Raw genomic sequence first — 18,898 nt, forward strand, 5'->3', positions numbered from 1 at the left:
CTGAGCCACCAGGCTGCTTCATGTCGGCGCCCGCCACGAGGAGCAGGAATGCCGCAATACGTAAGGATGCTGCCATGCCTTCGCACACCGTTATCAACGTTGGTCGGCAACCACACGGTCACGTCCTCGGCCGTCCGCGGTAGGTGCGGCGGTAGGCCGTCGGTGTGGTCGACGCATCGCGGGACAGGTGCAGCCGCAGGTTCGCGGCGGTACCGAGCCCGCAGCGCCGGGCCACCTCCTCGACGGTCAGATCGCTGGTCTCCAGGAGCCGCCGAGCTTCGAGGAGGCGTTGGGCGGCGAGCCAGCGCAGCGGGGTGGTGCCCGTTTCGGCGACGAAGTGCCGGGCGAAGGTGCGAGGCGCGAAACCCGCCTCGCGAGCGAGGTCGGCGACGGTCAACGGCTCGGCCAGCCGATCGAGCGCCCACGCGCAGATCGCGGCCATCCCGACGCCGGTGGTCGGCACCGGGCGCTCCAAGAACTGCGCCTGGCCGCCGTCGCGGTGGGGCGCGACGACCAGGCGCCGCGCGACCCGAACCGCGGCCTGCGAGCCGTAGTCGGTCCGCACCAGGTGCAGGCAGAGATCGATGCCGGCGGCGAGACCGGCACTGGTCAGCACGTTCCCGTTATCGACGTACAGCGGGTCGGGATCGACGTCGACGGCCGGATAGCGGGTGGCCAGATCGGCCGTATCCATCCAGTGCGTGGTCGCCCGGCGACCGTCCAGTAGGCCGGCGGCGGCCAGCGCGAAAGCTCCCGTGCACACCGAGACGACCCGCGCGCCACGCTGGGCGGCGGCGCGCAGCGCGTCGAGCACCGCCGGCGTCGGCTCATCCAGCGGCACGTAACCCGGCACGACGACGGTGTCGGCTGTGGCGAGGGCGTCCAGCCCCAACGGGACATGTATGTCCCAACCGCTGGTGGAGGGCACCCGCCCAGGCGTCTCGGCGCAGGTGGCGAACGAGTAGTGGTCCCGATCGCTGAAGACCTCGGCCGGGATCGTCAGATCGAACGTGACCACGTCGGGCAGAACCAGGGCCATGACACGATGCATGGCAGCATTCTTACGTAGAGAGGCATTCCTGCTACTCGTGGCGGGCGCCGACGTGGAGCAGCCTGGTGGATCGAGCGCCGGCCTCGCTTGGCGAGGTCGGCGCGCGCGACGAACCATGGAAAGGACCTCTCGTGAAACCACGGAAAAGGCTCGCGATCATTGCCGGCGCGGTGTTGACGTCTACCTGGATCGTGACCAGCGCTACCCCGGCCGGCGCTTCCGGCCCCTGTGGGAACGGCTATGGCAGGGTGGGTGTCTACAAGATCCCGGAGAACGGCGACAGAATGGGCACGTTGGAGGTCTATTACAACTCGCGCACCGGGAAGAACTGCGCCCTCGCGTACGGCTACGGCGCCACCTACGGCTCCCACGCGTGGAAGATGGTGGGGATCAGCCGAAGCGGAGCGACCCGGTATGCCGACCAGGACAGCGGTAACTACACGACCTACGCGGGCCCGGTCTACGTCTCCGCACGCGACACGTGCATCAACGTGAACGCGAGCATTCACTTCAAGAACAAGTTCTACAAGCGGAGCCTTACCAGCGCGCACTGCGACTAGTGATTCATCAGCACTCGCAACGCGAAGGTGAGTGCGCAGCCAGCCGTTGAACCTCGTCGGCCACCGTGGGCGCAGGCCCGCCTGCCGTCCGTGATGCTCACCCTCATGAGACGTCGGGACACCTTTGGAGCCGGGCGTCGACGAACCTGGGGGGGTCGTCTTCGACGCAGAGATGTTCAAGGCGGGTTGGCCGCGACGATCGTGGTGTGGACGGCGGGCGAGGTCGTCATGGTGGGCAGCGCTCGGCCATCGTCGCCTCGCTCGCCCCGGCGCACCTGCGGGGTGCTATCGGGGCTGTCCGGCTTCGCCTGGTCGGCGGCGACCGTGCCGGCGCCGCCGATCGGCGGCCCGCTGGTCTGGTCTCCGCCGCGGCCATGCTGGCGTTCGCCTCGGCGATCAGGCGGCGGGTGGCCCTAGTTACCGTCAGTGTGACGATAAAAAGCGGGCCGTACTACCCTGATCCACGTGGCACACCTGCGCATTGCCCTAGCACAGACCAACCCGGTCGTCGGCGACCTGGCGGCCAACTCCGCCAAGCTGCTGGACTGGACACGCCAGGCCGCCGCCGACGGCGCGCACCTGGTTCTGTTCACCGAGATGTTCCTCGCCGGCTATCCCGTGGAAGACCTGGCGCTCCGCTCCTCCTTCGTGGACGCCTCGATCGCCACGCTGGAGCAGACGGCCGCCCGGTTGGCCGAGGAGGGACTCGGCGAGCTCCCCGTGCTCGTCGGCTACCTGGACCGGGCCGACCTCGCGCCGCGCGTCGGCCAGCCCGAGGGCGCGCCGCTGGACGCCGCGGCCCTGCTCCACCGGGGCAAGGTCGTCACCCGTACGGCCAAGCACCACCTGCAGAACTATGGGGTCTTCGACGAGTACCGCTACTTCGTCCGCGGCGACCGGCTGCCCATCTTCAGGCTGCACGGCGTCGACGTGGCCATCGCGGTCTGCGAGGACCTGTGGCAGGACGGCGGGCCCGTGGCGGTGGTCGGCCAGGCGGGCGCCGGGCTGCTGGTCGTGCCGAACGCCTCGCCGTACGAGCGGGAGAAGGACGACGTCCGGCTGGAGCTCGTGGCCCGGCGGGCGCGGGAGGCGGGCTGCGCGCTGGCCTACGTCAACCAGGTGGGCGGGCAGGACGAGCTGATCTTCGACGGCGACTCGATCGTGGTCGGCGCCGACGGCGAGCTCGTCGCGCGGGCCGGGCAGTTCCGCGAGGAGCTGCTGCTGGTGGACCTGGACCTGCCGGTCGCCGACCGGGAGCCGGGCAAGACGACCTACGACGCGGGCGACGGCTCGACGATCACCGTGGACCGGTTCGTGCTCTCCAGCGAGCCCGTGACGATCGACTCGCCCATCACACCCTCGATCGCGCCGCGGCTGGACGACGTGGCCGAGGTCTATTCGGCGCTGGTGCTGGGCGTGCGGGATTACGTGGCCAAGAACGGCTTCGAGTCGGTCATCCTGGCCCTGTCGGGAGGCATCGACTCGGCCCTGACCACCACCATCGCCTCCGACGCCATCGGCCCCGAGCGGGTCCACGTCGTGATGATGCCCTCGCGCTACTCCTCCGAGCACTCCGTCACCGACGCCGAGGAGCTGGTGCGCCGCCAGGGCGTCAACTCGCGCCTGGTGCCGATCAACGGCATCGTCACCGCCTTCGAGAAGGAGATCGAGCTCACCGGGCTGGCGGCGGAGAACCTCCAGGCCCGGGTGCGCGGCATGGTGCTGATGGGGCTCTCCAACGAGCACGGGCACCTGGTGCTCACCACCGGGAACAAGAGCGAGCTGGCCACCGGCTACTCCACCCTCTACGGCGACTCGGCGGGCGGCTTCGCGCCGATCAAGGACGTGCCCAAGACCATGGTCTGGGAGCTGTCGCGCTGGCGTAACGCGCACACCGACAGCTGGTTCCGCATGGACGTCGCCCGGCCCATCCCGGAGAACTCCATCACCAAGGAGCCCAGTGCCGAGCTCCGCCCCGACCAGAGCGACACCGACTCGCTGCCGCCGTACGAGGTGCTGGACCGGCTGCTGGACGACTATGTCGAGAAGGACATGGGCTCGGCCGAGCTGATCGCCGCCGGCCACGACCCCGACCTGGTGGCGCGTATCATCCGGCTGGTGGACCTGGCAGAGTACAAGCGGCGCCAGTACCCGCCCGGCCCCAAGATCACCCCGAAGAACTTCGGCCGGGACCGCCGCCTGCCCATCACCAACCGCTGGCGCGAGACCACCTAGTACTCCAGTGACCCAGTGGCCGTGGCCGACAGCGTGGACCCTGGCGGTTGGATCACCACCTCCTCAGTCCACAACACCCTGCCGGCGTTCAGGTGAGAAGACGCTCATGTTCGCCTCACGTGGCCCTCACCGCCGGTCGACATCCTTCAGGTGACCGGGCAGCGGACCAGGTCGAAGCCGACGGAGGGTACGAGATGAACAAGGTCAAGCTGACGATGGCCGGAGCCGTCCTCGGAACCGTTTTCGGCGGGCTGGTCGTCGCCACTCCGGCCTTCGCCGACGAGCGCGTCTGCAGGGGGACCATCCGGGCCGTGACACTCGACAACGTGCGCGTGCCGCCGGGGGCGACCTGCACTCTTGCCGGCACCAGGGTGAAGGGCACCATCAAGGTCGAGCGGAGCGCGACCCTGATCGCCCGCGAGGCGAACGTCGAGGGCAACGTCCAAGGCGAGGGGGCCCGCGCCGTGTCGGTCGTCGGCGGCTCGGTGGTGCGCGGAAGCGTCCAGGTGAAGCAGGGCGGCGCCGCCACGGTGACGTCCTCGCGGATCAACGGCGACATCCAGCTGGACGCCAACCGGGGCTACCTGCGGGTCAACGGCAACCGGGTCGGCGGCAACATCCAGGTGGTCGGCAACGGCAAGGGCGCGCAGATCCACCGCAACGCGGTCAAGGGCAACCTGCAGTGCAAGGAGAACAGTCCGAAGCCGACAGGGAGCGGGAACTCCGTCGGCGGCGACAAGGAGGACCAGTGCCGCCGCTTCTGACCCGTCGATCCGCGGCCGTGCCGGCCTGGTGAGGCGGCTTCGATGCTCGCCAGCAGGCGCTCCCGTTCGGCGGCGGAAAGGTAGCGGCCCTGCGCCATGACGAAGTGGATGCGCAGGGTGTAGCCGGCCGATGATTCCACCATCGACACGCACCTGGCTGCGATGGAGCACCTCGTCCACGAGAGCGAGGGCGTCAACGCCGAACTGCCCAGGTTCATCAAGGCACTGATCGACCGAGCCGTAGCCGAAGGAGGGCGGCGAAGGCTACATGGCGATGATCGAACAGTTCCGCAAGCCTTCAGGCGAGCACCCGTGATCGACCATCGGTCCAAGCCGCCGCCCGTGCCGGCAACGGGCAAGGTCGCGAGGGCCGAAGTCACCTCTTGCGGAGGTTCTTCGCGCGTTCCTCTGCCAGCTCCATGAACTCGGCTTCCGAGGCGGCGAACTTCATGACGCGCTTCCCCGGATCGGTGATCACGAAGTACAGCCAAGGCCCGGTGGCGGGTTTCAGGGCGGCCTCGATGGCGTCGACGCCCGGGTTACCGATGGGGCCGGGCGGCAACCCGGCGTGACGGTAGGTGTTGTACGGCGACGAACTCGTCAGGTCCTTGGACGTGGCGCGGACGCCGTACGTCTTCAGGCCATACATGACCGTGCTGTCCAGCTGTAGTCTCATCGCGGGCCTGCGGTTCAGCCGGTTGTAGATGACTCGGGCGACCTTGGGCATGTCGCGCTTGTCGAACGTCTCGGCCTGGATGATGCTCGCGACGGTCAGCACCTCCAGGGGCGTACGGTGGAGCCGCCTGGCCCCTTCCGGCAACTCGACGTCCTCGGCGGCGCGCTTGAAACGGGTCACCATCGCCGCGATGACCTCACCCGGGCTCGCCGAGGGTGACACCTCGTAGGTTCCGGGGAAGGCGAACCCCTCGAGCCTGCCCTTGGCGTACGCGGGAAGACCGAGCGCCTCGCCGTCCTCGGCGGCGCGCACGAAGTCCTTGGCGGGCTTACCGGTGGCGGACGCCAGCAGCGAGAGCGTCTCCGAGAGCCGCAGCCCCTCCTTCACGGTCAGGACGGCCGGCCGCGCGGGGGAGGGGCGCTGTCCCACGGGCTTCGAGAGGACCGGTGCTGGGGGCGACAGGCTCTGGACCGCGAACGTCGATCCGGCCGCCAGCACGGCGACGGACCCCGCCGCCATGGCCAGGACGAGCCCTTGGCGGCGGCGGCGTCGCCGTGCCTGGAGGAACCGGCTCGGCGGAGGCGGTTCCTCCTCGACGGCCATGTCGAACAGGGTCTCGCGCAGCACATCCTCGATGTTCATCCGGACTCCCTCACGGCGTTCAGCTCGGGTGCGGCCTTCTTCAGACGTTCCAATGAGCGGTAGATCTGGCTGCGCACGGAACCCACGCCGATGCCGAGCAGTCCCGCGATCTCGGTTTCGGACAGGTCCTCGAAGTAGCGCAGCACGAGCACGGCCCGCTGCCTGGGCGTCAGGCGGGCGAGCGCGGCGCGCATCACCAGGCGCAGGTCCGCGGCCTCCGCGTGCCCGTCGCCCACCTGGTCCGGCAGCCAAGCGGCGGACACCTCCGTGACCCTGGAACGGCGCCGCCACCAGCTGACTTGCTCGTGGTACATGACGCGGCGGACGTACCCTTCGATCGCCGCGGGGTCGCGCAGGCCGCGCCACTTGGCGGCCGTCTTCGCCAGCGCCGACTGCACCAGGTCCTCGGCGGCGTGCCGGTCACCGGTCAGCAGGTACGCGGTACGGAACAGCGCCCCCGATCGATCGATGACGAAGTCACGAAAGTCCGCCTCGAATCCTGGATCCACCTGTCCTCCTCGCGATGTCACCAAGCAAGGACGCAGTCGCCATCCCGATCTATGCCACCGGCACCGATCTCCGCCCCAAGGTGAGCGCGCGTGCCCCACCTAGGCTGAGCCTCAGAGGGAACAGGGGCTTCCGTCTGGAACTCGACGGCGTCCCGAAGCTGGCCGAGCCTCTTCGAGCGCGTCCCCGATGACCGCCGGGAACAGCGTCTCCTTGCTGCCGAAGTGGTTGTAGACCGTCACCTTGGACACACCGGCCTCGGCGGCGATCGTGTCCATGCCGACGGTGAAGCCGTCGCGGGCGAAGGCCGTCCGCGCGGCCCGGATGATCGCCAGCCGCTTGCGGGCGGCCCGCTCGCCTGTCGGTACCCTGGGTCCCTGCTCGCCACCGTCTGCTCGCGCTGCCGTGGACGCCGCCTGGCCCGGCACCGTCAACGAGCTGTCCGGATCGGTGTCACGATGGCGATCCAGACGGCTCCAGGCGAAACTGGAAGGTCATTTTGATGCGGGTTATGCTGCTTGGCCCTGTTGAGGCTCGTGTCGACGACGCCACGCCGGTGGAGATCAACGGTGTCCGGCTGCGAATGTTGCTCGCCAGGCTCGCCCTCGCCGGCGGTCGTCCGGTCTCCGCTGACGTACTGATCGGTGATCTGTGGGGTGCCGAAGCGCCGTCCGGCGCGGGCGCCGCCTTGCAGGGGTTGGTGTCCCGGTTGCGCAAGTCGCTGGGCGGGGCGGGCACGGTGGAGCTGGTGGCGGGCGGCTACCGGCTGTCGGTGCGCGCCGAGGACGTGGACGTTCATCGGTTCGAGGAGTTGGCCGGGCGGGGGCGGCGTGAGCTGGCGGCGGGCCGGCCCAAGGATGCGGCTGCGACGCTGGGTGCCGCGTTGGGGCTGTGGCGGGGCGCGGCGCTGGCCGACGTGTTGGAGGCGCCGTTCGCCCGCCCGGCCGCCACGAGGCTGGACGAGGTCCGGGCCGCGGCCGCCGAGGACCGCTTCGACGCCGAACTGCGGCTGGGCCGGCACGACGAGGTGCTGGCCGATCTCGGCGTGGCCGCTGCCGAGTACCCGCTGAGCGAGCGGCTGGCCGAGCTGCGGATGCGAGCGCTGGCGGCGGCCGGACGCCAGTCGGACGCGTTGACGGTGTACGAGGAGATCCGCGGCCGGCTGGGCGAGGAGCTGGGGGTCGATCCTTCGGCGGGGTTGCAGGAGATCCATCTGGCGCTGCTGCGCGGCGAGCTGGAGCGGCCCTCTCCGCAGGCCGAGCAGGCCGCGCCGAGCCGGCTCCCGGCGCGGCTCACCAGTTTCGTCGGCCGCGAAGCGGAGTTGGACCAGCTCGGCGAGCTGATGACCGGCTCCAGGCTGGTCACCATCGTCGGTCCCGGCGGCGCGGGCAAGACCAGGCTGTCGCTGGAGGCGGCGGCCCGGGATCGGGCCCATCCGCGGGGCCGGGTGTGGTTCGTGCCGCTGGCGGGAGTGAGCGCGCCGGATCAGCTGGCCGACGCGGTGCTGGGCGCGCTCAGCGCGAGCGACGGCCGCCTGTATGACGGCGGGCAGCAGGCCGCACCGGTGGATCGGCTGGCCGAGCTGCTGGACGTCGGTGACGCGATGCTGCTGCTCGACAACTGCGAGCACCTGGTCGAGGCGGCCGCGGAGCTGGCCGATCAGCTGCTGGTGCGGCTGCCGCAGCTGCGGATCCTGGCCACCAGCAGGGAGCCGCTGGCGATCATCGGGGAGGCGCTGTGCCACCTGGGCCCGCTGGAGGTGCCACGGGATCCCGAGACGGCGGCCGAGGCGGCCGAGGCGGCCGCGGTGCGCCTGTTCGTCGACCGGGCCGCCGGTGTCCGGCCGGGCTTCGCGCTCGACGACTCCACCGTGGATGCCGTGGTGGAGATCTGCTGGCGGCTGGACGGGATGCCGCTCGCGCTGGAGCTGGCGGCGGCCAAGCTGCGCTCGATGGGCGTGGAGCAGATCGCGCGGCGCCTTGATGACCGGTTCCGGTTGCTGACCTCGGGCAGCAGGACCGCGCTGCCGCGCCAGCGCACCCTGCTCGCGGTGGTCGAGTGGAGCTGGGACCTGCTGGCCGAGCCCGAGCGGGTGCTGGCGCGCCGGCTGTCGGCCTTCGCCGGCGGGGCGACCCTCGCCGCCTTGGAGGCGGTCTGCGCGGACGGGTCGCTGCCGGCCGAGGACGTGCTGTACGTGGTCGGCTCCCTGGTCGAGAAGTCGATCGTCCAGGAAGTGGACGGCCGGTACCGGATGCTGGAGACGGTCCGCGCGTACGCGGCCACCCGGCTCGCCGAGTCAGGGGACGAGGTCTCCACCCGGTTCGCCGAGTACTTCCTCGCGCTGGCCGAGGAGCTCGAGCCGCTGCTGCGCACGCGGGAGCAGCTGCGCGCGATCGCGCTGTTCGACGCCGAGCACGACAACCTGATCCTCGCGCTGCGGGCGACTCTGGAGGCAGGGGACGCGCTCATGGCCTCCCGGTTCGTCAGGGCGATGTTCTGGTACTGGGGCATCCGTGGGATGAGCACCCAGTTCGAGACGTATCTGACCGAGGTGCTCGCGTTCGGCGACGCCCTGCCCGACCAGGCCCGCGCCGCCTTCCGCGTGGTGCGGCTCGCCGCGGCCGAGGCGACTTCCCAAGCCGAACCCGTGGACGTCGACTCCACGGGAGCGATGGAGTTCCATCCGGCGCTGCCGTTGCTGCGCATGTCGCAGATGGCGGGCAACCTCGACGATGGGCAGCTCCAGCAGGCGTTGAACTCGCCCGATCCTTGGCTGCGGGCCAGCGCGCACTGGGGGCACGACTTCGTGCTCACCGAACAGGGCGACCTGCAGACCGGCGTCCATTCACGACGGGAGGCGTTGCGCGGCTTCGAGGAGGTGGGCGACCGCTGGGGGCTGGTGATGAGCCTGCTCCCGCTCGGCCGGGATCATTCCCTGCGGGGCGAGTACGGCCAGGCCATCGCCGTCTTCGAGCGGGCGGTCGCGATCGCCGCCGAGCTCGGCACCGAGGAGCACCTGTTCTCCACCAAGGCCGCCCTCTCGGTGGCGCGGATGCGCAGCGGCGACCTCGACGGAGCTCGCCGGGACATCCTGGCCGCACAGCACCAGGCCAGGGAGCGGGGCCACCGACGCCTGGAGACCGACATGCTGGCCTACCTCGCCAACGTGCACCGCCGCTCCGGCGACATCGAGCAAGCCGACCGGCTCCTGGACCGGATGGAGGCGCTCGTGCACCGCCTGCCGTACCCCGAGGAGATGGCAAAAGACATGATCGCGGCCGACAGGATGGCCAACCGGCTCGCGGGAGGAGCACCGGGACCGGCGCGTGAGCTCCTGCCCAGGGCCGTGCGCGGCATGTTCGCGTACGGCAACGCCAACGGCAAGGCCTGGGCCGCGGAACTACTGGCCAGACTGCTGGAGCTGGAGAACGACCCGGTTGGCGCCGCCCACGCGCTGGGGATGAGTCACGTGATCCGCGGGGCGTTCTACCACGGCGAGCCGCAGCTGCGTGAGCTGGCCGCCAGGCTCACCGCGGAACTCGGCGAGGACGGCTACCGCGAGGCGTACCGCCGGGGCGCGGAGCTGCCGAGGCAGGACGCGCTGAACCGGCTGGACGAGATGTCCGGCCAGCCGGTCGCGGGGTGATCGGTCAGGCGGCGTTCTTGCGGTAGGCAACGCATGGCCGGCGCGAAGAACACCGCGACCACACGGCCCTCCAGGCCGGGCTGGCGAACAGCGGTCCTTGTCCCAGGCTCGCAGGTCACTTGCGGAAGTAGGCACGGGCCGACGGGAGCAGGAGCAGGACGATGACCACCAGGGAGGCCAGGGGCGTGAAGACGAGGCGGCCGTCGGACACGGCGAGCAGCCAGGCGGGGTAGACGCGCTCGCTCGCGTCGAGAACCGCCTGCGCGTTCGCGCCGGCGCCGAGGATGGACTGAAGGAACTGCACCTTGGACAACTGGCTGGTGAGGACGAAGACGTCCAGAGCGAGGAAGAACGGCTGGACGATCAGGGTCAGGATCCGGCCGACGCGCTTGCCTGCCAGGGTGAGCCACGCCAGGATCGCGGCGATCACGGCGGTGGTGACAGGCAGCACCATCGCGTAGCCGCCCTCGTCGAAGTGAAGGTTGTTCTCGGCCAGGACGGAGGGAGAGAGACCTTGCCTGGCGAGCTCGGCCTCGGCGGCGGACTGGACGTCGGCGCCGTAGATGAGGCCGAGGACGGGGGCGATCAGGAAGGCCAGGGCGAACAGCAGCTGCAGGGAGCCCGCGAAGGTGACGGTGCGGGGGCGGGTCTTGGTGATCTCCATGGAAGAGACGATCGCGCCACCCGCTGACACGCCACTCTCACAGCGCTGAGACGGCCTGACAGCAGGCGTCGGCCCCCGTCTGGGCCCTTCCGGCATCTCCTTGATCGTGACAACCGCAGCGGTTCGGGGAGTCGAGAGACGCGACTGGTGCTGAGCGACTGGCTACGTTGATCCGTATGACCGAGCCTTCCTACCTCACCGCCCTCCGGGCGTCCTATGACACGGTCGCCGTCGATTATGCGGAGCTCTACGGAACCGCACTCGCGTCCATGCCGTTGACCCGCGCGATGCTGGCGGCGTTCGCCGAGCTCGTACGAGCCTCTGGAGACGGGCCGGTCGCCGACATCGGGTGCGGGCCCGGCCATGTGGCAGCGCACCTGCACGCGCTGGGAGTGCCGGTGTTCGGTATCGACCTGTCACCGCGGATGGTCGAGGTGGCCCGGCGGAGATACCCGGGCCTGCGGTTCCAGGCGGGTTCAATGACCGCGCTGGACCTCGGGGACGACGAGTTGGGCGGCATCGTCGCCTGGTACTCCACGCATCACATCCCGTCGGAGCAACTGCCCACGGTGTTCGCCGAGTTCTGCCGGACGCTGGCACCAGGCGGCCACCTGTTGCTGGGGACCCACGTCGGCGACGAGCACCGGCAGCTCGAGCACGCATACGGCCACCCGGTGTCCATCGGAATCCACCTGCAGCAGCCCGACCGCATCGCCGAGCTGCTCGCCGAGGCCGGGCTGGTCGTCACCGCGCGACTCATGGAGGAGCCCGGCGAGGGGCAGAAACGGCAGCACGCCTGTCTCCTGGCCCGCAAGAGCGGCTGAGCCAAGAACGTCCTTTGCCGAGAGCTGGAATCATCTATGGACAAGGCACTTCCCGCAACGTTGCGGACCGTGCTCCGGGATCTCTACGCACAATGCGCCGTGCGCCCCACTGTCCGCGACGTCGCTGTCCAGAGCTGGGAAGAACCCGTCGTCATGCTCTACGGGCCAGATGGGACCGGGCTCGGCATCCAGATCCGGAGTGGCGGCGACATCCCCCATCAAGTAGCCGACCTCGCAGATCAGGTCCAAGAGTGGGCCGTCGAGGCCCTGTGGCAGGAGGGCTTGCCCGCGGTATGGCCGGAGTGCCCCGCGCACCCGGATACCCACCCTCTGACCGCTGTGATCAGAGACGACACGGCGGTATGGTCGTGCCCGCGAAGCCGGACGATCATCGCCCCCATCGGCCAACTGCCTGAGATCACGGCAAAGCCACGTGAACAGGGTGATCGCTCTCATCGTGGGGCATAGCCCAGGCTGGGCCGGGTAGGGAGGGGAGCCTGAGCGAGGTGGTCACATGGGCACGAAGGAGCAGGCCGGTCCGCACCATGCGCCGTTGCGCATCACGGTCGACGCGCTGAGCGCCGGCACCCTGCTGCACCTGCACGGCGAGCTGGACATCGCCGCGCTGGCCGTCTTGGCTCACGAAATCGACGGGATCGTGGCGCAGCCCGAACCCTACGTGGTCTTGGACCTCTCCGAGCTGGAGTTCTGCGACTCCACCGGACTGAGCGGCATCATCAGCGCGTTGAAGCGCGTGCGCGCCGCCGACGGTGAGCTGGCCCTGACGGGTGTGCACGGCCGTTGCGCGCGGGTCCTGCTTCGCACCGGCATGGATCACGTCTTCCCGCGCTATCGCAACGTGGGTGACGCGGCGCTCGCCCTGGCCGAAGCGCCTGCCTTCGCACCGTCGCACATCAAGTCGAAGGCAGGGGACCGCTCCCTTCAGGGAGCGGGGGAATGCCGAGCGGGAAGGCCCTCTGGGGCCTGAGCGTGCCTGGGGCAGCGCGTTGGCGCCCTGTCCGGCGATCCCGCTGTTGTTATAAGAGTAATGCTCTTATACTGATCAGGTGTCTCGTCGGGTGCGGACTTCCCCTGCTGCGGCCTACGACTTGGGTTATCACGTGGTGTGGTGCCCCAAGTACCGGCGCCGTGTCCTGAGCGGCCGGGTCAAGACCCGGTTGGAGGAGCTGATCGGTGCCAAGGCCGCCGAGCACGACTGGGAGATCATCGCCCTGGAGGTGATGCCCGATCACGTGCAGCTGTTGGTGAAACCCCACCCGAAGAACTCGCCGTCGTACGTGGCCAACCAGTTCAAGGCTTTCACCTCCCACCACCTGCGCGCCGAGTTTCCGCACCTGAGATCCCGGCTCCCGACCCTGTGGTCACGCTCGTACTTCGTCGCGTCGGTGGGCGCGCTCAGCGCGCACACGGTGCAGCGCTACATCGAGACCCGGTATGAGCGCGTCCCCCGGGCCAAGACCGGGGGCGCGGGTGCGTAGGTCGTTTAAGTTTCTGCTGCGGCCGACCCGGCACCAGGAGATCGCACTGTCGGCGATGCTGGACGATCACCGCGGACTGTATAACGCTGCCCTGCAAGAGCGGCGGGAGGCCTACCGACGGGCAGGGGTGTCGATCCGGTACGGGGAGCAGTCCGCGCAGCTGAAGGAGATCCGGGCGGCGGATGCGCAGGGGCAGGGCCGCTGGTCGTTTACCAGTCAGCAGCAGACGCTGCGCCGGTTGAACCGGGCGTTCGAGGCGTTCTTCCGCCGGGTCAAGGCAGGGCAGAAGCCGGGCTACCCGCGTTTCAAAGGGCGGGGCTGGTTCGACACGGTCACCTTCGTTGAGGGCGACGGCGCGAAATGGGACTCCCAACCTCACCACCCGAGCGCGACGTTCGTCCGCCTGCACGGGATCGGACACCTCAAGGTGCACCAGCACCGGCCGATCGCCGGGCGGGTCAAGCAGATCGAGGTCAAGCGGGAAGGTTCCCGCTGGTACGTGATCGTCTCCTGCGATGAGGTATCCGCGCGACCACTCCCGCCGTCCGGCCGCCAGGTCGGCCTGGACATGGGCGTCGTCCACTTCGCCAGCCTCAGCGCGCCGATCGACGGTCTCACCGACGAGCGCGGGCACATCCCCCACCCTCGTTACCGGCTGACCGCTGAGAGGGAACTGACTGCCGCGCAGCAGGCCTACGCCCGTACCCGGCGGGGCTCGGCGCGGCGGCGGAAAGCCGCGCGACGGATCGGGAAGATCCACCGCAAGGTCGCGCGCCGGCGCACCGACCACGCGCATAAGACCGCCTTGGCCTTGGTCCGCGCGGCGGATGTGATCACGGTCGAAGATCTACGCATCGCCAACATGACCAAGAGCCCGGCACCGAAGCCGGACCCCGACCAGGCGGGCGTGTTCCTCTCGAACGGGTCGGCGGCAAAGGCTGGGCTGAACAAGAACATTCTGGACGCGGGTTGGGGGGTGTTCCTCGCGATCCTCACCAACAAGGCTGAAAGCGCCGGTCGGGAAGTGATCTCGGTGAACCCCCGCGACACCTCCCGTACCTGCCCCATCTGTGGGCACGTGTCAGGCGAGAACCGCAAAACCCAAGCCGACTTCGTCTGCGTGGTCTGTGGTCATGCCGCCAACGCCGACGTTGTCGCGGCGAGCAACATTCTCAGGGCCGGGCTGGTCCTGCGCGACGCCCGCGCGGTGTAGCGAGAAGCCACCCCGTTTACGGGGTGGAGGAGTCACCAGTGTGTGACGCCTGCCGGCGTGGGGGATCGAGATGCGCATCGGCTATCGCGTGCTGTTGGAGCGCTTTCCCACGCTGCGCCTGGCCGTACCGGCGACCGAGATCTCCATGCGCGAGGCCGGCCTGGCCTACGGGGTGTGGCGACTGCCGGTCACCTGGGAGCAGGCATGGTCGCGTGGCCGGCTGTCAGCTCTGTGGTGGCCTGGCGAACGGGTGGTCCCCTGCGCGGGTGAGACGTCCCCCGCAAAAGGGAGCGTGATCATGGCTCGGCCGAGTCCGAAGGCACCGGGACTCGGCACAGCCGTATGCCGAAGGAGTACATCCTGCCCTGCCCGGGTCCGCATCCCAGCAGGACCTCAACGCCGATGCGATGCCCCTTCGGCAACACGATCCGTTTCTGCGCCGAGGGCCGTCATCGCGGCGGGTCGGGCTCCTCCATGGGTTGTGGCGCGCGGTTCTGCTGCAGTTGGGCGTTGATGTGCAGCGCCTCAGCCAGCTGATCTTCCAGAACGATGATGCGGCACGCGGCCTCCAGCGGCGTGCCCTGATCGACGAGCTCTCGCGCTCTGGCCGCCAGCCGCAGCTGGTAGCGCGAGAAGCGGCGATGACCGCCGTCGGAACGCCGCGGCTCGATCAGTTTGGCGGTGCCCAGAGCACGCAGGAACGCGGGGGTGACGCCTAGCATCTCCGCAGCTCTGCCCATGCTGTACGCGGGATAGTCCTCATCGTCGAACTTGTCGCCGACCGTGTCACTGGGCGTGGCGCGCAGCTCGCCGCCCGTGACGCCTGAGGGGCTCTCGGGCTTGGCGCCCGGCCTCTTCAACGTTTGATCCATACAACCTTCCCACACGCCGACGTGGGCCCCGGCGCCATGCGCCGGGGCCCGAATGAGGTTAAACACCATCTACCGGCCAGGTGGCCGGGTTTCGTTTTCCGCATCCGCCACCCGGTACGGGCGGGGACGCGAGGATCGCGGATGTGTGACCGTAGACCACCTTCCCTATCTGTGGAACTGCGGTACCCGTGCGGCGACGGGCGATCCTAATGGCGTTCAACGCTCCCTTCTCTATCCCTGCAAATCATTCGACCTCTTGATGGGACAGCCCTGAGGCTGCCCCTGCAGCGCGCCCACGCGCCAGAGCCCCTTGCCACTACCTCGGCCCCAGCACGTCCGGCCTTCTGCAAACTTCGCCTACACGACAGCGCGTCCACGTTCCGGGGCCCTTACTACTGCCCTGCCCCGGTACGTCCGACCTTCTGCCATCTCCAACGTCATCCACTGCCATCCACGCTCGTCCGGGCAGACCGTCGTACTGCTTGCTGTTCTGTGTCCTGCCCTCGTGGATCCGTCCCTTGCGATGCCAGGAACATTAGCGTGATCAAGCGCAGATGTCTACTCCGGCCACTACAGATTTTCAGACACGAAGCGGCAAGACTCGCGCAGCGCACCGACGCTGGACCACGGCCGGCACCGCGGGGTCGTCCTTCACGTGCCCGAGCAGGGCCAGGACGAAGAAGGCGGAGGAGGACAGGCCGTCGCGACGCGTCCCCACCGCTCGGCCGTCCGGCTTCCTCGCATGGCTGCGCTCTTCCGGTCTCCTGCCAGGAGGGTCCGGGCGCCCGCCCGGGGCGTCGTCCCACATGAGCGGGGCGCTGTGGGGCACGAGACAGGTGAGAGGCACATGCAGGCCAGGCGTGGAGGCCGCCGCCAGCGGGCCGGTGACCGCCGAAGCCAAGTACCTGCGCGAGGTCCGGCAGACGATCCAACTGGCCTTGCAGGTCACGCTGGCGCGCCAGGGCTACGAGGTGTGCTGCGACCCGCTCAGTGGCGAGGTGATCGTCCCAGCGTGTCCGGCAACGGGTCACGCTGCGCGGCCGTGCCTGACCGGTGGCCTCCGGCCTCGCCAGCTGTGGCCGAGACACTGGTGCACGCCGTGTCCAAAGACCAGGTGGTGCCGGGCGCCAGTCACCGGCGCCGTCTTCGGGGTCGTGGCGATGATCTGGCTGCACTGGGCCCAGAACCCCGACATGGACGGGCCCGGCGAGATCGACCGGGCACTGGCTCATCTGGAATCCGGGTTGAGGCTGTAGGTCCCAAGGTCGGGGCTCGTGGTGTGCGGGGATCGATCCCCGCACACCACGAGCCGGTTGTCGCACGGCATGACTGGCTCGCAACCCTCGGAGCTCAGAAGGAGGAGCGCCGCGGGGCCGCGACCGGGCGGCGCATCGGATACGCCCGGCCGGTCGAGTGCGCCTTGAGCTGCGACTTCCTGTCCTGCCGTCCGGGCACTTCTCTTCCCGCCTGGCCGGTGGCCTGCAGGACCTCACCTGCCGTGAACCGGATGGCGCTCGGGGCGGCGATGGCTCCGAGTCCGTCCGGGGTGGTGGTCGAGCTGGTCGGTGTCACGTGGAGCGCGGCGCGCATCTGGTACCTCCGGGTCAGCAACTTCGTTGTGCCCTAAACTTATGCCAGACCTAAGTATCGTGTCAAGCGAAATTTGTGTTGAACCTAAATTGATCCAGATGAGCCTCATCCCTCAGCATGTCGAGTCGCTTCGGCGGCTGATCGTGTGGTGGACGCCTGGAGGCGGGCCAGAACGCTCAGGATGCGCTCGGCGTCGGTGAGCAGGCTTCCGCTGACGGCCCAGCCGCGCGGATGATCGAGATCACCTTTGCACGAGGCTGAGGGCGGTCAGGCCGAGCAGGTGGCCGATGCTGCATGCCAGGATGACGCCTGCGGCCACGGCGGCGACCTTGCGCAGGCCGTTGGTCAGGGTCTTGTACACGGTGGCGTGCACCATGATGACGGCGGTGGCGGGGGCGATCCACAGGCTCTCGCGGGGAAGGAACCGATCGGCCAGGAACCAGGCGAGCACCGCGGCCAGCGTGGCCTTGGCGATCTGCTTCACCTCGAACCGCTGGTGCGAGTCGCGTTCGGCAAGGGCGTTCAACTGGGCGCGGACATAGGCGAGTTCCTGGCCGAGGGCGGCAGTCAAGCGGCCGATCCGCGTATGTCGCATAGCGCGACATTTGCGGATCAATCGGTTCCACGCAAGGGCGGAGCATGTTCATAATGACCTTGACTGCCGTCATGACCAGGCCCTTGAGGGCCGAGCGCGCGGGTACGGCTGGTAGCCCGGGTGGGCTGGCAGGAAGGAAGAGGGCCAGGTGAACGAGCAGGGCGTGATGCGGGTCGACGAGGCAGCCGAGCAGGCCCGGCTCGCCGCGCTGCGGTCCGAGGCAGGTCTCGCCACGGCCAAGGTGAGTCTGCGACCCGGTGACGCGCTGCTGCTGTATACCGACGGTCTGACCGAGGCCCGGATCGACGGCGGCCATCTCTTCGGCGCAGACCGGCTGATCGAACTGGCCGGCGGCCTCGTCGGCGCCTCGGCACAGGGGATAGTGGACGCCCTTGCCGGGGTCCTGACCGGGTTCGGAACCGGTTTGGCCGACGACACCGCCATGTTCGCCCTGAGCATTCCGAGGTGGCCTCGTGACCGACCCCGTCCGCGTGACCCGCCCCTTGGCCACCGGCCGCGACGACGTGTGCGTGCTGGCCTGGGCCGGTCAGCTCGACCACAGCAACGCCCAGCGCCTACGCGGCGATCTGCAGCGTTTCCTGCTGCCCGAGCACAGCCATCTCGTCCTGGATCTGGCCGGCCTGTCGTTCGCCGACTCCACTGGGGTGAGAATCATCCTGGCTCTGCGCAGGGAGATCCTGCAGCGGGATGGTGTGATCGCGCTGGCCGCCTTGAACGACAGGGTGAGCAGGCTCCTCGAGATCACCGGGCTGACGCAGGCCTTCTCCGTTCACCCGAGCACGGAGCAGGCTCTCAGCGCGCTGCCCCAGCCGCACCAATCGGTGTAGCGGCCGGCGCGGACGAGCCAGGTGCGCGGTGGCCTCCCAGGCGCCGCCGAGCTCGGCTGCCAGGCGGCTCCGTGCGGTGGCGAGGAAGCGGTGGCGAGGAAGCGGTGGCAGTCGGCCGTCCCGCTGCCTTCGGGCAGGGTGGGCGCGTCCGCGACGACGGGCAGGTCGGCCAGGTTGCTCCGGGCCGCCAGATCGGGCGCGGCGGGCCAGCTGCCGAAGACGAGGCCGTGCGGGCGAAGCCCTCGCGACCGTAGTGCCTCGGCGGTCAGGGCGGTGCTGTTGAGGGTGCCGAGTCCCGCGGTGGTGACCACCAGGAGGGCGACGTCCAGGCCGAGATCGCGCATGCCGGAGATCATGTCCGCGAAGGTGCCGCCCTCGTCGTCGTAGTGGACCAGCAGGCCGCCCCGACCTCGTCTGTACGGTCACCCTGTCCAAGGCGCTCGGCCCGCGCGGTGATCGAGAATCTGGCCAACACCGCTCGCACCTTCATCTTCGACCGCTCCCGCGTCGGCCGCCGCCGCGCCGGCGGGCCTGGAGCTGCAGCGAGGGGACGCCACGCTCGCGGCCCGAGCTCGCGCCGTCGCCCTCGAGCCGCACGAAGGGATCGTCGCCGCCGGGCTGGACTCGCCGCGATCGGAGGCGTGTGTCGTCTCGGTGCGCGCGAAGGGCGCCGACACCGCCGTACGGCGGGCCGCGAGCTGCGGGGCGGCGG

19 protein-coding genes and 2 pseudogenes are annotated in these 18,898 nt (G+C 69.5%); 12 read left to right on the top strand and 9 right to left on the bottom strand.

The features are described from left to right. Positions 1-118: 118 nt before the first annotated feature. The gene (locus H4W81_RS43355) at positions 119-1,051 is read right to left on the bottom strand and encodes a DJ-1/PfpI family protein (RefSeq protein ID WP_192780107.1); all 933 of its coding nucleotides are present in this window, start codon (positions 1,049-1,051) and stop codon (positions 119-121) included. 191 nt (positions 1,052-1,242) lie between these two features. Between H4W81_RS43355 and H4W81_RS43360 the strand changes: the two genes are divergently transcribed. The 4 genes and pseudogenes from H4W81_RS43360 to H4W81_RS50295 form a co-directional block, all read left to right on the top strand. Further along, the gene (locus H4W81_RS43360; RefSeq protein ID WP_225959069.1) at positions 1,243-1,611 is read left to right on the top strand and encodes a hypothetical protein; all 369 of its coding nucleotides are present in this window, start codon (positions 1,243-1,245) and stop codon (positions 1,609-1,611) included. 465 nt (positions 1,612-2,076) lie between these two features. Beyond that, positions 2,077-3,846 carry an NAD+ synthase gene (locus H4W81_RS43365; protein WP_192780109.1) on the top strand — a complete coding sequence of 590 codons (1,770 nt, stop codon included), beginning with the start codon at positions 2,077-2,079 and terminating at the stop codon, positions 3,844-3,846. Positions 3,847-4,040: 194 nt separating this feature from the next. Next, positions 4,041-4,610 carry a hypothetical protein gene (locus H4W81_RS43370; RefSeq protein ID WP_225959070.1) on the top strand — a complete coding sequence of 190 codons (570 nt, stop codon included), beginning with the start codon at positions 4,041-4,043 and terminating at the stop codon, positions 4,608-4,610. Positions 4,611-4,745: 135 nt separating this feature from the next. Then, positions 4,746-5,033: pseudogene (locus H4W81_RS50295) on the top strand (imine reductase family protein); the annotation flags it as partial. On the opposite strand, the gene mltG reads toward H4W81_RS50295, so the two are convergent. From mltG to H4W81_RS43385, 3 genes are all read right to left on the bottom strand, one after another. Next, on the bottom strand, positions 4,987-5,928 hold the full coding sequence (mltG, locus tag H4W81_RS43375) for an endolytic transglycosylase MltG (RefSeq protein WP_192780110.1): 942 nt from the start codon (positions 5,926-5,928) through the stop codon (positions 4,987-4,989). The pseudogene H4W81_RS50295 and the gene mltG overlap by 47 nt on opposite strands. After that, the gene (locus H4W81_RS43380; RefSeq protein WP_192780111.1) at positions 5,925-6,437 is read right to left on the bottom strand and encodes a SigE family RNA polymerase sigma factor; all 513 of its coding nucleotides are present in this window, start codon (positions 6,435-6,437) and stop codon (positions 5,925-5,927) included. The genes mltG and H4W81_RS43380 overlap by 4 nt, the downstream gene beginning before the upstream one ends. Before the next feature lie 111 nt (positions 6,438-6,548). After that, a complete protein-coding gene (locus H4W81_RS43385; protein WP_192781392.1) occupies positions 6,549-6,863 on the bottom strand; it encodes a TetR/AcrR family transcriptional regulator in 315 nt (104 codons plus the stop codon). An 83-nt stretch (positions 6,864-6,946) separates the two neighbouring features. Between H4W81_RS43385 and H4W81_RS43390 the strand changes: the two genes are divergently transcribed. Beyond that, positions 6,947-10,081 carry an ATP-binding protein gene (locus tag H4W81_RS43390; protein ID WP_225959072.1) on the top strand — a complete coding sequence of 1,045 codons (3,135 nt, stop codon included), beginning with the start codon at positions 6,947-6,949 and terminating at the stop codon, positions 10,079-10,081. 115 nt (positions 10,082-10,196) lie between these two features. On the opposite strand, the gene H4W81_RS43395 is transcribed toward H4W81_RS43390, so the two are convergent. Further along, positions 10,197-10,745: a hypothetical protein gene (locus tag H4W81_RS43395; protein ID WP_192780113.1), complete on the bottom strand. Its 549-nt coding sequence runs from the start codon at positions 10,743-10,745 to the stop codon at positions 10,197-10,199. Between the two features lie 176 nt (positions 10,746-10,921). Here H4W81_RS43395 and H4W81_RS43400 point away from each other — a divergent pair, with 176 nt between their 5' ends. From H4W81_RS43400 to H4W81_RS43415, 4 genes are all read left to right on the top strand, one after another. Beyond that, positions 10,922-11,569 carry a class I SAM-dependent DNA methyltransferase gene (locus H4W81_RS43400; RefSeq protein ID WP_192780114.1) on the top strand — a complete coding sequence of 216 codons (648 nt, stop codon included), beginning with the start codon at positions 10,922-10,924 and terminating at the stop codon, positions 11,567-11,569. A gap of 514 nt (positions 11,570-12,083) precedes the next feature. Beyond that, on the top strand, positions 12,084-12,557 hold the full coding sequence (locus H4W81_RS43405) for an STAS domain-containing protein (RefSeq protein ID WP_192780115.1): 474 nt from the start codon (positions 12,084-12,086) through the stop codon (positions 12,555-12,557). Positions 12,558-12,648: 91 nt separating this feature from the next. Then, a complete protein-coding gene (gene tnpA / locus H4W81_RS43410; protein ID WP_420538768.1) occupies positions 12,649-13,068 on the top strand; it encodes an IS200/IS605 family transposase in 420 nt (139 codons plus the stop codon). 55 nt (positions 13,069-13,123) lie between these two features. Then, entirely contained in the window at positions 13,124-14,281 is a 1,158-nt protein-coding gene (locus tag H4W81_RS43415; protein ID WP_420538720.1) for an RNA-guided endonuclease InsQ/TnpB family protein, read from the top strand. Between the two features lie 449 nt (positions 14,282-14,730). On the opposite strand, the gene H4W81_RS43420 is transcribed toward H4W81_RS43415, so the two are convergent. After that, positions 14,731-15,021 carry a MerR family transcriptional regulator gene (locus tag H4W81_RS43420; protein WP_225960830.1) on the bottom strand — a complete coding sequence of 97 codons (291 nt, stop codon included), beginning with the start codon at positions 15,019-15,021 and terminating at the stop codon, positions 14,731-14,733. A 992-nt stretch (positions 15,022-16,013) separates the two neighbouring features. On the opposite strand from H4W81_RS43420, the gene H4W81_RS43425 reads away from it, so the two are divergent. Continuing rightward, a complete protein-coding gene (locus H4W81_RS43425) occupies positions 16,014-16,409 on the top strand; it encodes a hypothetical protein (RefSeq protein ID WP_192780119.1) in 396 nt (131 codons plus the stop codon). 94 nt (positions 16,410-16,503) lie between these two features. Here H4W81_RS43425 and H4W81_RS43430 read toward each other — a convergent pair whose 3' ends face one another. Together H4W81_RS43430 and H4W81_RS43435 are read right to left on the bottom strand one after the other, a co-directional pair. Further along, a complete protein-coding gene (locus tag H4W81_RS43430) occupies positions 16,504-16,743 on the bottom strand; it encodes a hypothetical protein (RefSeq protein WP_192780120.1) in 240 nt (79 codons plus the stop codon). Between the two features lie 241 nt (positions 16,744-16,984). Continuing rightward, on the bottom strand, positions 16,985-17,314 hold the full coding sequence (locus tag H4W81_RS43435) for an aromatic acid exporter family protein (RefSeq protein ID WP_192780121.1): 330 nt from the start codon (positions 17,312-17,314) through the stop codon (positions 16,985-16,987). Positions 17,315-17,504: 190 nt separating this feature from the next. Here H4W81_RS43435 and H4W81_RS50300 point away from each other — a divergent pair. Both H4W81_RS50300 and H4W81_RS43445 read left to right on the top strand, forming a co-directional pair. Beyond that, a pseudogene (locus tag H4W81_RS50300) lies at positions 17,505-17,786 on the top strand (SpoIIE family protein phosphatase); the annotation flags it as partial. 25 nt (positions 17,787-17,811) lie between these two features. Beyond that, positions 17,812-18,186 (top strand): STAS domain-containing protein, encoded by a 375-nt coding sequence (locus H4W81_RS43445; RefSeq protein WP_192780122.1) that lies wholly within the window; start codon positions 17,812-17,814, stop codon positions 18,184-18,186. On the opposite strand, the gene bioD is transcribed toward H4W81_RS43445, so the two are convergent. Then, positions 18,129-18,584, bottom strand: coding sequence for an ATP-dependent dethiobiotin synthetase BioD (gene bioD, locus H4W81_RS43450; protein ID WP_420538769.1), 456 nt, complete (start codon positions 18,582-18,584; stop codon positions 18,129-18,131). The two genes, H4W81_RS43445 and bioD, sit on opposite strands and share 58 nt — an antisense overlap. Positions 18,585-18,898 lie beyond the last annotated feature (314 nt).

Origin of the sequence: Nonomuraea africana (genome assembly GCF_014873535.1) — a bacterium.
GTDB classification, from domain to species: Bacteria; Actinomycetota; Actinomycetes; order Streptosporangiales; family Streptosporangiaceae; genus Nonomuraea; species Nonomuraea africana.

Bases quoted from the DNA above. Each gene is read 5' to 3' on its own strand.
- H4W81_RS43400 (WP_192780114.1), top strand. From the start codon at position 10,922: ATGACCGAGCCTTCCTACCTCACCGCCCTCCGGGCGTCCTATGACACG.
- H4W81_RS43420 (WP_225960830.1), bottom strand. From the start codon at position 15,021: ATGGGCAGAGCTGCGGAGATGCTAGGCGTCACCCCCGCGTTCCTGCGT.
- H4W81_RS43430 (WP_192780120.1), bottom strand. From the start codon at position 16,743: ATGCGCGCCGCGCTCCACGTGACACCGACCAGCTCGACCACCACCCCG.
- H4W81_RS43415 (WP_420538720.1), top strand. From the start codon at position 13,124: ATGCTGGACGATCACCGCGGACTGTATAACGCTGCCCTGCAAGAGCGG.
- mltG (WP_192780110.1), bottom strand. From the start codon at position 5,928: ATGAACATCGAGGATGTGCTGCGCGAGACCCTGTTCGACATGGCCGTC.
- H4W81_RS43355 (WP_192780107.1), bottom strand. From the start codon at position 1,051: ATGCATCGTGTCATGGCCCTGGTTCTGCCCGACGTGGTCACGTTCGAT.
- H4W81_RS43370 (WP_225959070.1), top strand. From the start codon at position 4,041: ATGAACAAGGTCAAGCTGACGATGGCCGGAGCCGTCCTCGGAACCGTT.
- H4W81_RS43390 (WP_225959072.1), top strand. From the start codon at position 6,947: ATGCTGCTTGGCCCTGTTGAGGCTCGTGTCGACGACGCCACGCCGGTG.
- H4W81_RS43395 (WP_192780113.1), bottom strand. From the start codon at position 10,745: ATGGAGATCACCAAGACCCGCCCCCGCACCGTCACCTTCGCGGGCTCC.
- H4W81_RS43405 (WP_192780115.1), top strand. From the start codon at position 12,084: ATGGGCACGAAGGAGCAGGCCGGTCCGCACCATGCGCCGTTGCGCATC.